Source organism: Vibrio sp. 16 (genome assembly GCF_963681195.1).
Classification (GTDB): Bacteria; Pseudomonadota; Gammaproteobacteria; order Enterobacterales; family Vibrionaceae; genus Vibrio; species Vibrio sinaloensis_D.
This window is the reverse complement of record NZ_OY808997.1, coordinates 495,430-508,390: the sequence shown is the minus strand read 5'-3', so window position 1 is coordinate 508,390 and position 12,961 is coordinate 495,430. Positions and strand designations below refer to the sequence as shown.

Below are 12,961 nucleotides of genomic sequence, written 5' to 3'. Positions count from 1 at the left end.
CAAAAAAACCGCTTCAGTCGAAGCGGTTTGTCACAAAAAGTTTCAATGAGAAGCTTACTCTTCGTCTTTCTTCTCTGCAGCTTTTACGGCAATCGCTAGCTCTTCTAGAGCCGCTGGGTTAGCAAGGCTTGGTGCGTCTGTTAGTAGACACGCCGCCGCTGTTGTTTTAGGGAACGCGATAACATCACGGATGTTCTCTGTACCACATAGCAGCATCACTAGACGGTCTAGACCGAAAGCAAGGCCAGCGTGTGGAGGCGTACCGAATTTTAGAGCGTCCAGTAGGAAGCCGAATTTCAGTTGTTGCTCATCAGCTTCGATACCCAGAATGTCAAAGACTGCCGCTTGCATTTCTGCATCGTGGATACGAACAGAACCACCGCCCACTTCGTAGCCGTTTAGAACCATGTCGTAAGCGTTAGAGTTTGCAGCTGCTGGGTTCGCTTTTAGCTCTTCCGCAGTCACACCTAGAGGTGATGTGAATGGGTGGTGCATTGCGTGTAGGTAGCCTTCATCATCTTCTTCAAACATTGGGAAGTCCACAACCCATAGCGGCGCCCATGCGTTCTCGTCTGTCAACTCTAAATCTTTACCTAACTTAAGACGAAGTGCGCCCATAGCTTCAGCAACCACGTTTGCTTTGTCTGCACCGAATAGAATGATGTCGCCAGATTCCGCTTGAGTGCGTTCTAGAATGCCGTTGATCACCTCTTCGCTTAGGAATTTAGCAACTGGAGATTGGATACCTTCCAAGCCTGCAGCGCGGTCGTTGACCTTCATCCAAGCTAGACCTTTCGCACCGTAGATGCCTACAAACTCACCGTAACCGTCGATTTGTTTACGAGTCAAAGATGCACCACCAGGAACGCGGATTACCGCAACGCGACCTTTCTCGTCGTTTGCAGGACCTGAGAATACTTTGAACTCAACATCTTTCACTAGGTCAGCAACGTCGACTAACTCAAGTGGGTTACGTAGGTCTGGCTTGTCGCTACCGAAACGACGAATTGCTTCGCTGAACGGCATTACCGGGAATTCACCTAGGTCAACGCTTAGTAGCTCTTGCCACATATCGCGAACCATTTTTTCAGTCGTTGCACGAACTTCGTCAGCCGTCATGAATGACGTTTCGATATCGATCTGAGTGAATTCTGGTTGACGGTCAGCACGCAAGTCTTCATCACGGAAACACTTAACGATTTGGTAGTAACGGTCAAAACCAGACATCATTAGAAGCTGTTTGAATAGCTGTGGAGACTGAGGAAGCGCGTAGAAGCTGCCTTTGTGCACACGGCTTGGTACTAGGTAGTCACGAGCGCCTTCTGGTGTCGCTTTAGTTAGTACTGGTGTTTCGATGTCTAGGAAGCCGTTGTCATCTAGGAAACGACGAACAAAGCTAGACGCTTTAGCACGTAGCTTGATGCGGTCGCTCATTTCTGGACGACGTAGATCAAGGTAACGGTACTTCAGACGTTGCTCTTCTGAGTTCTTCTGGTTGAAGTCTAGAGGTAGCACATCTGAGCGGTTGATGATCTCAAGGCCTTTAGCGATGATTTCAACTTCACCCGTTGCCATGTCTTTGTTTACTTGGCTGTCTGGACGAACGCGAACTTCACCCGTTAGCTTGATACAGAATTCATTACGCAGTGTGTTAGCCACCTCATACGCGTCTGCCATATCTGGATCGACAACTACCTGAACAACGCCTTCACGATCTCGCATATCGATAAAAATAAGACCGCCTAAATCACGACGACGGTTAACCCAGCCGCAAAGTTCTACAGTTTGTCCTGCAAGGGACTTGTTCAGGTGACCACAGTAATGGGTACGCATAATGAAATTCCCAATCTCTTAAAATTTGTTGATTACTATCTATCGATGTTAACGTTATCGATAGAGCAAAAGTCCATTTATACGCTGAAAGTGGGATGAAATCGACCACCTAGCGTACAATTTATTGCGATTTATTATCCATTGATGCTTTTTAAACCAATAACGGCTTAAAACAGTCGCAATATGGAAAAATAGCTGCAGATTATAGCCTTATTACAGGCCTCTGGGCAAAGCTCTGATGAGCTAAATATAGACACTCAAAACGATAACGAGATATGGATAGTTTACCCCTTCGACTTGGCCTCACGATGTGGTCGCACAACAACTGGCAACAAAGCTTTTACGGCAGCGGTACCAAGCCTGCCGAACGCCTTGAAAAGTACGCGCAGGTGTTCCACACCGTTGAGGGGAATACCACCTTTTACGCTACACCAAGTTCAAGTACGGTGAACAACTGGAAAGCCGCCACCCATGAAGACTTCCGTTTCACCTTTAAATTGCCGCAAGCAATAACCCACCAACACATGTTGAAAGGTTGCCAAGCTCAGTTAAAAGAGTTCATGCAAATTATGGCGCCTTTACACGAGCGTATTGGTCAGTGGACGATTCAACTGCCAGCCGCATTCGGCCCACAAAACTTGAATACACTGAAACGTTTTTGCACCTTATTCCCACCCAATTTTCCAATTGGTATCGAAGTACGTCATCCCGATTTTTTTGCCAAGGGGGACGCAGAAAAAGCACTCAACCAGTGGTTAATTGAGCAACAATACGACCGAATTATTATGGATAGCAGACCTGTTTTTTCAGAGCAGATCACGCCCTCGCACCCGCACTATGAATCGCTATTGGACGCGCAAAAGAAAAAGCCCAAAGTCCCTGTACACGCCATAGCCACATCCGACCATCCAATGATTCGTTTTATTGGCCACCCTGTTGATGACGTCAACAACGCTTTTTTCCAGCCTTGGCTAAAAAAGCTCCCAGAGTGGATTTCACAGGGAAAGCAACCCTACTTATTTATCCATACTTCAGACAATCTAATCGCACCGGAACTGGCACTGAAACTCTATCAACAACTGCAAACAACGTGTTCGTTACCGGATTTAAGCCGCTTTCCTGCCGATAATGGCAATAATCAAATACAGATGTTCTAAACTCAATTGCGGCAAAGCATGACATAGGCGCGAATTTCCCATAAAATACGCGCCTTTTTAACGTCTGTAGACCACGCAAACTTCGTGTTTGTGCCTGATGAGAAATGATTTATGAACCCTAAGAGCAATCCAGATACTATTTTTTCGGCTCCAATGGATAAAATTGGGGATTTCACCTTCGATGAGCGTGTGGCGGAAGTCTTTCCTGACATGATTCAACGTTCGGTGCCGGGTTACAGCAACATCATTTCTGCAATTGGCATGCTGGCAGAACGATTTGTAAAACCACATTCAAACATTTATGACCTTGGCTGTTCGTTGGGTGCGGCAACACTTTCAATGCGTCGCCATATCAAACAAGAAGGTTGTCAGATTATTGCTGTCGATAATTCTTCAGCGATGGTAGAGCGTTGTAAGCTTCATGTTAATGCCTACCGCAGCGACACGCCGGTCAATGTCGTGGAAGCTGATATTCGCAATATTGATATCGAAAATGCGTCCGTTGTCGTCTTAAACTTCACCCTTCAGTTCTTATCACCAGAAGATCGCTACACGCTGTTAGAAAAGATCTACGCTGGCCTGCGCCCTGGCGGTATTTTAATTCTATCTGAAAAGTATGTTTTTGAAGATCAAGTTTCTAACGAACTACTTATTGATCTTCACCACGACTTTAAGCGAGCCAATGGCTACAGCGAACTCGAGATCAGCCAAAAACGGAGCGCAATTGAGAACGTCATGCGCCCAGACTCGAAAAAAGAGCACAAAGAGCGTTTCGCTCAAATTGGCTTCAGCAGCTACGATGTTTGGTTCCAGTGCTTTAACTTTGGCTCGATGTTCGCTATCAAATAGAAACAGAACACAGCCCGCTCTTTGCTAAATTTTTTAATTACTTACTCAGTGAAAAACTATGTTTAATTTTGCTAATTTTTATCAGTTAATCGCGCAAGACACGCGTCTTCAGCCGTGGCTAAATGTACTACCTCAACAATTAACCGATTGGGCAAACGCAGAACATGGCGATTTTGGTCGCTGGGTAAAAGCACTGAACAAAATCCCTGAAGGTTCGCCTGATCAGATCGACATCAAGAACTCCGTCACCATCGCCAATGATGTACCATTCCACACTGGTGAATTAAAAAAACTGGAGAACCTGTTACGCACGTTTCATCCATGGCGTAAAGGTCCTTACACCGTGCACGGCATTCATATCGATACTGAATGGCGCAGTGACTGGAAATGGGATCGCGTTCTTCCGCATATCTCACCACTGAAAAACCGCAGCGTATTGGATGTTGGCTGTGGCAACGGCTACCACATGTGGCGCATGCTCGGTGAAGGCGCTCGACTTACTGTCGGTATTGATCCTTCTCACTTATTCCTTATTCAGTTTGAAGCTATTCGCAAATTGATGGGTGGCGATCAACGCGCGCATTTATTACCACTTGGTATTGAGCAACTACCAAAGCTTGAAGCATTTGATACTGTATTTAGCATGGGGGTGCTTTACCATCGAGTCTCTCCTCTTGAGCACCTTATCCAACTTAAAAACCAACTCGTATCTGGCGGAGAGCTGGTACTTGAGACGCTCGTCATCGAAGGAGATGAGAATGCGGTGTTGGTTCCAGTAGATCGCTACGCTCAGATGCGTAATGTCTACTTCTTTCCTTCAGCGCGTGCGTTAAAAGTCTGGCTGGAAAATGTTGGCTTTGAAAACGTGCGTATTGTCGACGAAAACGTCACCACGACGGGTGAGCAGCGCACGACGGAGTGGATGACTCACAATTCACTTCCCGACTACCTTGATCCGAACGATCCAAGTAAAACCGTCGAAGGGCATCCCGCGCCTCGAAGAGCTGTGTTGGTTGCAAACAAGCCATAATGATAGCTTGAGATTCACAGCCGATGATTTGACAAAGAGTTAACCCATTTTCAGCGATTAAAGGTTACTCTGCGCAAACATCGATATTTCCTAAATAGGGGTGCGTTGCGCCCCCTTATTTTTTGTAATCACTTATCAATCCTTACAGGATGAGAGCTCTGTCTCAACTGTTGGTTGTGAGGGATTCGGTTAATACGCTAAACTTCTTATTTCACACTACTTTAATCAATGTCAGGTTTATTCATGCTAACCAGATTGACTCCCGTTGTCGCATTAGTCTTGCTTTCAGGCTGCGCGCTGACAAAAGGCGAGCAGTACCACAATGAAACGCTCGCAGCCATTCAAGCTTCTGAATCTAACTTCTCGAACAAAATGGAGAACCTCTCGCTCCAGATCAATAACCAAAACGATTACATCGAAAGCCTTGAAGCTCAGATTGATACGCTCGATCGTCAGTTGGCCACGTTTAAAGATGAAATCATGGCGGAAGTAAAAATTAAAAATAAACCCGTCGTTATCCCAGCGCCTGCCCCTGTAAAAGCGACACCAACACATCAGATTGTCCTTGGGGAAGTAGAAAAAGTAACTATCGATGCTATCAAACAAGCATTTGATGCACGTGTTGATACTGGCGCGGCAACGTCGTCGCTCAATGCCGTGGATATTGAAGAGTTTGAGCGCAATGGAAAAAACTGGGTTCGTTTCCACTTGTCTGATGGTGAAACACCGCTTACGGAAGAAAACTGGATCGAATCACCTATTATCCGCTATGTGAAAATACGCCAATCCACCAATGATGAAGTTGAGAGACGTGCGGTGATCGAATTATGGGTTAAGCTTGGAAAAATCCATGAAAAAGCGCAATTTACCTTGGCAGATCGCTCGCAAATGAGTCATCCTGTGCTTCTAGGCCGCGAGTTCATTCGCGACATTGCAGTGGTTGATGTAAGTAAAAAATACATCCACACGGACGTCCAAAAATAATAAGGTAGCTTATGACATCCAAAGTCCCTTTTTATATATCGGTTGTGCTACTCATTTTAGCCGGTATAGCGCTCAGCATATTCCGTCATCAAACATATGGTGTTCCTTGGACTCCAGGTGAAACCCGTCAAGTTTGGGATATTGAAGCGCGAGTTGAGTTCAATGCCCAAGCCAAGCCAGTTAAGGCATCATTGGCAGCACCTCACACCCAAAACGGCTTCACATTAATTGATGAATCCTCCTCTTCTCCAGGCTACGGCGTCTCTTACGTCAATACCGATTCTGGTCGTCGCGCAGAATGGTCTATTCGCCAAGCGACTGGCGCTCAAACCATCTACTACAAAGTGAAGTTTCTTGTTGACCCGCAAGCTAAGGTCGACGCGATTCCGCCAAGCCAAGAGATCACTCAACCCACTTTCGATGGGCCAACCGAAGCTGCTGCGATTGCCTTGATTGAACGCGCCAATCAGCGTTCAGCCGACGATGTCACTTTTACTCGTGAACTGGTCAAGACTATCAACGATTCAGAAAGCCAAAATGCGTCTTTGCTTCTGAATAAGATGTCGAAAGTCGAAGCGATCGACAAAATGCTGGCTTACGCCAAGGTTCCAGGAAAGGTTGTTGGTGTTATCGAGCTGGAAGATGGTCGCCGCCGTCAATCCATTCAGCACATGAACCAAGTATGGGACGGAAAGCAATGGGTTCTGTTTAACCCAGAAAAGGCAGACCAAGTTATTGCAGAAAATATCTTGGTTTGGGATGAATCAAATGTGTCGCTGCTTGATCTTATGGGTGGGCAAAACAGCCAAGTTCACTTCTCGATGATTGCTCAAGAGGTTTCCCCGCAGCAAGCAACCAACGACAAAGTCTCAGCCGATGGTTTGATCAACTTCTCGATCCACAGCTTACCGCTTGAAGAGCAAGCGATGTTTAAGACCATCATGCTCATTCCTATTGGTGCCCTTATCGTGGTCTTCTTGCGTGTCATTATTGGTCTGAAAACATCTGGCACCTTCATGCCTGTTCTGATAGCGGTTGCTTTTGTTCAGACTCAGCTGATCACGGGTATCGTCGGATTCTTGCTGATTGTGGGCACTGGCTTGGTCATTCGAAGTTATCTATCAAGGCTTAACTTACTGCTTGTTGCACGTATTTCGGCGGTGATCATCACGGTTATCATGATCATCTCTGTCTTTACTGTGGTGGCGTTTAAGATCGGTTTAACCGAAGGTCTATCGATTACGTTCTTCCCAATGATCATCTTGTCATGGACCATCGAACGTATGTCGATTCTATGGGAAGAGGAAGGCGCCAAAGAAGTGGTTCTGCAAGGTGGTGGTTCACTACTGACTGCTGTACTGGTTTACCTAGCAATGACTAACCCGTACATCCAGCACTTAACCTTTAACTTTATTGGTCTACAGCTGATTGTACTATCCGGTATTTTACTACTTGGTACCTACACCGGTTACCGTTTGACAGAGCTACGCCGCTTTAAGCCACTTGCGGAGGACTAAACGATGTTCTCACGTTTTACTTCGCAATTTACGTCGCCGGGCAAACTCCGCCATAAGGGGATCATGGGGATGAACCAACGTAACCACAGTTACATTGGTCGTTACAATGATCGTGCAAAATACCCTTTGGTGGACGACAAACTAAAAACCAAAATCATCGCCCAACAACATGGTGCGACCACACCCGAGCTTATCGGCGTGATCAGTAATCAGGCCGAAGTCAAAACCATTCACAATATGGTGAAAGACTGGCCAGGCTTTGTGATTAAGCCAGCCCAAGGAAGTGGTGGTAAAGGCATTTTAGTTATCACATCGCACAAAGATGGTATCTATACCAAACCTTCTGGCTCGACCATTAACCAAGAAGATGTTGAGCGCCATATCAGTAACGCGCTCGCTGGTCTTTTCTCGTTAGGGGGTAAGAACGATGTTGCGGTTGTCGAGAACCTAATTAAGTTCGATGACTGCTTCGACGGTTTCAGCTACGAAGGTGTACCTGATGTTCGGATCATCGTTTTCAAAGGCTACCCTGTCATGGCGATGATGCGCTGCTCAACGGCGGCATCTGATGGGAAAGCCAACTTGCACCAAGGCGCTGTCGGTGTGGGCATTGATATCGCGACAGGACGTGCTGTGCGAGCCGTTCAGTTTGATCAACCCATCACCCATCACCCTGACACAGGAAAAGAGCTCGCCACACTGCAAGTTCCTCATTGGGAGCGCCTATTGGTACTCGCTTCCAGCGCTTGGGAGATGACTGGGCTCGGATACATGGGCACCGACATGGTACTGGATAAAGAGGAAGGTCCCATGGTACTTGAGCTCAACGCAAGACCGGGGCTAGCGATTCAAATTGCCAACGGCGCAGGATTATTGCCAAGACTGCATCATATCGAAAGTTTAGGATTAGGCGCAGACTACCCTAAACCCGAAGAGCGAGTCGCTTATGCTGCCAGACAATTCGGTATTTTCGCCAAAGAGCTGACCACATAACCACTCTCAGCAATCAAAGCCCGCTTAACTAGCGGGTTTTGTCATATAGATAGTTCGACCATTACTCGAAACTACACAATAAAAAAATCCCGCAGCTTATCACTGCGGGATTTTTTAATGAACGACTTGAAGTACAGTTCTAGAGCGTTTCGATTAGTTCTTGCACTTCACTTTTGGGTTTCTCGGTTTGACCAAAACCACGCAGACCCACTACGTGTACATGCTCGTGGTCTTTAAACACCTTACGCACCAGTTTGTAGGTGGTACCTTTCTCTGGGCTGATGTTTTCTGGTGCTGCGATAAGAAGCTGCATATCCAGGCGGTCACACAGTTCGAATAGCGTTGAGATAGACTTAGCATCCAGACGTGCTGCTTCATCCAAGAAGAGCAAACGACAAGGCACGATGTCTTTGCTGCGCAGACGGCGTGATTCTTCTTCCCAGCTTTGAACAACCATCAGTAGGATTGACTGACCAGTACCGATCGCTTCACCCGTTGATAACGCGCCAGATTCTGCTTGTAGCCAACCGTCAGAACCACGGTTCACTTCCACACTTAGCTCTAGGTAGTTACGGTAATCTAGCAGCTCTTCACCCAGAACCTGAGGAGAACGTTGACCCATATCGATATGTGGGTTCACGCGTTGGAACAGTTTCGCCATTGCTTCAGAGAAGGTAAAGCGAGTCGATTCAAACAGATCTTTATGCTGCTCTTGCTGTGTCGCCAAACCATTCAATAGCACTTCGTGACTTTCGCGGATCTTCACGTTTAGACGTACGCCCTTCACCTGACCGAACGAGATGTTCGACAACCCTTGGTTCAGCATACGAATACGGTTTTGCTCACGCTGAATCGTCTTCTTGATGATGCTCGCTACCGACTCAGAGCTGATCGCTAGGCGGTTTTCACGTTGCGTTAGCTCTTCCGTTAGACGCGCTAGCTCCACTTCCATCTCTTCGATCGCTTCAACTGGATCATCAGTACGGATGATATCCTGACGAATGCGCTCGCGAAGATGTTGGTAAACCGCGATGTAGAACAGAACTTTGCGCTCTGGACGTGCATTGTCTTCTGACAGACGCAGCGCATCACGCAGGTCGTCATTGTTCGCAACCGCGAGACGCAGCGCACCCAATGATTTATCCGACATTGAACGCAGTTCATCCGCTGACATGTAAGCCAGTTCACGCTTGTGTAGACGACGCTCAACATCGTTCTCACGCGCCAGACGAAGTACCGAACACCAGCCAGCTTTCGCTGCAACCACGAACGTACGTAGCTCAACGTATTCTTTCTGAACTTTCTTCAGACGTTTCGCCAAGCCTTTCATCTCTAATTCAGTAGAGGTGATCGTGCGCTCGTATTCGCTCTTACGGCTACGAGACGTGTGTAGACGCTCATGCAGTTCGTCGCGACGACGCATTGCACGCTCTTCTGCACCTTCGTCCGCGTTCACGCCAAACTCTTGAAGTTCTTGTTTGAACTCTTGAACCGTTTCCAGTTTCGCTTGGTGCGAACTCTTCAATGATGCCAATACTTGGTTGTATTGGTTCATTTGACCTTGCGACTGTTTCAACTCTTCACGAGAACGGGTTCGCATTTGTTCAGCTTGAACCAGTTTCGCTTTTAGCTGCTCGCTCAGTTCATTGCTCTTGTTCAGTAGATCTACTGAATCTGAGTAAGCGAAGTAGTGACGACGTTCAACAAGATCTGAAAGTGCAAAGATTTGTTTCTTAAGATCTTGTAGCTGTTCGTCTGCCGCTTTGTATTCTGCTTCTAGCGCATCGAATTGCTCTGGGTCAGCATCTAGAGCAACTGCGACTTTTTCCAGTTCCGCCACCGCTTTCGCGTGGTTATTTAGGAAAGCTTTTGCTTCTGAAAGCTGGGCGATTTTCTCTTCCAACTCGTCAAAGCGCGCTTGCAGCGATTCATCTTCAATCAACGCCATGTTTGGTGCTAGCTTGTCTAGAGAAGACAACGCTTGCTTGCTGGTTTGAAGCTGAGAACGTTGTTGTTGCTCTTTCGCATCCAGGTCAGCCAGTACGCGAGCAATTTGGTTACGCTTGTCGCGAATGGTTGCCAATGATTGCTCTGGGTCTGCTTCAAATGCTACTTGAATGTGGCTTGCCACAAACTGGTTGAACGCTTGGTAAAGACGCTGCATTTTTTGCGAATCGAATGCTGCTTTCGCGTGCATCTCAACCACTTCTTCACGTTCGTTACGAAGCAACTCTAAACGCTGCTCACGTGCCGCACGACCGAACAGTGGGATTTCAGGCAAGCGAGAGTAACGCATTTGGCGATCGTTCATACGAACGCAAACCGCGCCTTCTAGCTCTTCTGCGTCGAATGAGCTGTCATCAAAGGCATCGATGTCACCTTCAATGATGTACAAGTCTTCTGGACAGTCGTCTAGCTCTACCAGTTTCTCTTCGATACCAGATAGGTCAGAAACAACGATAGCGTGACGAGCCGGACCGTACATCGCACTGAAGTAAGGCGCGTCATCAATTGTGATGTCATCGTAGATCTCAGACAGCAATACGCCGCCCAGTGTATCTGCCAAACCTTTCAGACGAGGGTCGTTTGAACCACCAGGAGAAGCAAGACGCTCAATCTCAGAGTCAAGTTGGCTGCGACGCTCTGCTAGTTTGTCTTTCGCCAGAGAAAGGGTCTTCTCTTGCTCAAGCACCACTTGCATTTGACTCATGACTGACTGGCTATCTTCTAGCTCAGCGCCACTTTGCTCACGCAGTTTTTCTAGCGCATCGTTCGCCGCAATCCAAGTTGGAGCAATGGCCTCTAGCTTGTTGATTTCCGCTACTGCATCTTGCTCTAGACGACGCTGTTCGCTGCGTTGCTCACGCACGTCTTCCTGCGTCATTTCTAGCGAGTCAATTTGCATCGCATGACGTTCACGCTCTTGTTCAAACGTGATTTCGTCAGTCAGTTCAACATGGAACTGCTTCTGGTATTCGTTGACTAGCTCGCGCGCTTGACGTTGCTGGTTAAGGCTACGTTCAAGATCACGGTGCTGTGCACGCCATTGTTGTTCGTTTTGCGCAACTTGCTGAGATTCACGCGCTTTCGCAATTGCGGTTTTCGCATGTTCAGACGCGTCTTTGCGCTCAACTTGACCAACGATGCTTTGTACCAGTTTAAGTGCCGTTTCGAACTGCTCTGCTGCTGCAGAAGACATGTCCAGTTTGTGCTTAACCGATAGCAACGCGTTGGTGCTTTCTGATTCTTTGCTCTTAAGCTCAGAGACAAGCGCTTGTGCCGATTCTGCCGTTAGGCTGTCATCGCCAAGTAGCTGTTTCGCTTTCTCCAGCGCTTGAACCGCTTGTTGGTATTGAAGTGCACGAGTTTGCTGAACGTCAAGTGCTTGTTGGTAGTCCGCCAGTTGCGTCTTAAGGCTATCCACCTCTTCTTCTGCAACGGTCGCTTGCTCTTCCACCATCATCACGCGTTCTTGCGCTTCTTCCACTACCATCATCTGTTCTTCAAGACGCTCACTTAGCTCTTCAAGATCTTCTTGGTAGCGTTCGATCTTCTCTTGCTGACGCAGTGCGTTTTGCACCAGTTGCAAGTGATCCGAAGCCGCTTGGTAATCTTGCTCTAGCGCAGATTCCGACTCGATCAGCAGTTCTAGCTCTTCTTGAACGCGGTTAAGCAGGTTGTTTTGCTCAACGAGAGTTTCACGAGAACCGAACAGCTCTGAACGCAATGACAGTGTTTTATCCAACTTGTTACGACGATCGTTCGCGTGACGCATGTAGTCCGCAGCCACATAGTTGGTCGACTCTGTGATCAAGTGTTTGAACAAGTCACGGTCGGCTTGCGTGGTTTTGATCGCTTCTAGCGTCATGCGGTTTTCACGCAGCGCCGATTCCATATCTTGGAACGCTTTCTTCACGCCGCCGTTTTGTGGCAGAAGGTAGTCACGTAGCGAGCGTGTAATCGCACTTGAGATACCACCGTAAAGCGATGCTTCGATCAGGCGGTAGAATTTAGAACGGTCACCAGAGTTACGCAGTTTCTTCGGAATCACACCGAATTCAAACATTTGCGCGTGGTAATCCACGATAGAAGAGAACGCTTTGAATTGAACGCCTTCAAATTCTGCGATCGATTCTTTTACTTCGTTGATTTGACGTACACGAGCTTGAGTCGCAGATACGCTTTCAATCAAGATATCCGTTGGTTTCACATGGCTTGGAAGACCTTGGATAACAAACGGTTTGATGTCTACTTTCTTATCACGACCCGCAACTTGCTGCAGTTTTACTGCGAACAATAGGCGTTGGTTACGTGAGTTCACCACGTCTAGCGCCGCATAACATGCGCCCGGCTGTAACTTACCGTACAGACCTTTGTCGCGAGACGATTGGCTGCTGCCTGCTTCTGTGGTGTTACGGAAGTGCAGTAGCGTTTGGTCAGGAATTAATGCGGTGATGAACGCCGCCATTGTGGTTGATTTACCTGCACCGTTACCACCTGATAGCGTGGTGACCAGACCATCGATGTCAAACGTACGGGCAAAGAAGCCATTCCAGTTAACCATGGTCAGCGATTGGTATTTACCGCGTTCAATCATG

8 protein-coding genes are annotated in these 12,961 nt (G+C 47.4%); 6 read left to right on the top strand and 2 right to left on the bottom strand.

Translation table 11 applies throughout. From position 1 onward, the window contains the following. Positions 1–54 precede the first annotated feature (54 nt). Entirely contained in the window at positions 55–1,833 is a 1,779-nt protein-coding gene (gene aspS, locus U9J37_RS02285) for an aspartate--tRNA ligase (RefSeq protein WP_005470315.1), read from the bottom strand. 275 nt (positions 1,834–2,108) lie between these two features. Between aspS and U9J37_RS02280 the strand changes: the two genes are divergently transcribed. From U9J37_RS02280 to U9J37_RS02255, 6 genes are all read left to right on the top strand, one after another. Beyond that, complete coding sequence (locus U9J37_RS02280; protein ID WP_043886667.1) at positions 2,109–2,990, top strand: DUF72 domain-containing protein; 882 nt, start codon at positions 2,109–2,111, stop codon at positions 2,988–2,990. Between the two features lie 111 nt (positions 2,991–3,101). Continuing rightward, positions 3,102–3,839 carry a carboxy-S-adenosyl-L-methionine synthase CmoA gene (gene cmoA / locus U9J37_RS02275; RefSeq protein ID WP_005470442.1) on the top strand — a complete coding sequence of 246 codons (738 nt, stop codon included), beginning with the start codon at positions 3,102–3,104 and terminating at the stop codon, positions 3,837–3,839. 58 nt (positions 3,840–3,897) lie between these two features. Continuing rightward, positions 3,898–4,869, top strand: coding sequence for a tRNA 5-methoxyuridine(34)/uridine 5-oxyacetic acid(34) synthase CmoB (gene cmoB, locus U9J37_RS02270; RefSeq protein ID WP_005470563.1), 972 nt, complete (start codon positions 3,898–3,900; stop codon positions 4,867–4,869). 243 nt (positions 4,870–5,112) lie between these two features. Next, positions 5,113–5,853 (top strand): ATP-dependent zinc protease family protein, encoded by a 741-nt coding sequence (locus U9J37_RS02265; protein ID WP_322413876.1) that lies wholly within the window; start codon positions 5,113–5,115, stop codon positions 5,851–5,853. 11 nt (positions 5,854–5,864) lie between these two features. Continuing rightward, on the top strand, positions 5,865–7,370 hold the full coding sequence (locus U9J37_RS02260; protein ID WP_043886669.1) for an inactive transglutaminase family protein: 1,506 nt from the start codon (positions 5,865–5,867) through the stop codon (positions 7,368–7,370). A 3-nt stretch (positions 7,371–7,373) separates the two neighbouring features. Next, on the top strand, positions 7,374–8,363 hold the full coding sequence (locus U9J37_RS02255) for an alpha-L-glutamate ligase-like protein (protein WP_038212957.1): 990 nt from the start codon (positions 7,374–7,376) through the stop codon (positions 8,361–8,363). A 139-nt stretch (positions 8,364–8,502) separates the two neighbouring features. Here the strand turns inward: U9J37_RS02255 and mukB are convergent, their stop codons facing one another. Beyond that, positions 8,503–12,960 (bottom strand): chromosome partition protein MukB, encoded by a 4,458-nt coding sequence (gene mukB, locus U9J37_RS02250; protein ID WP_043886676.1) that lies wholly within the window; start codon positions 12,958–12,960, stop codon positions 8,503–8,505. Position 12,961: the final 1 nt, after the last annotated feature.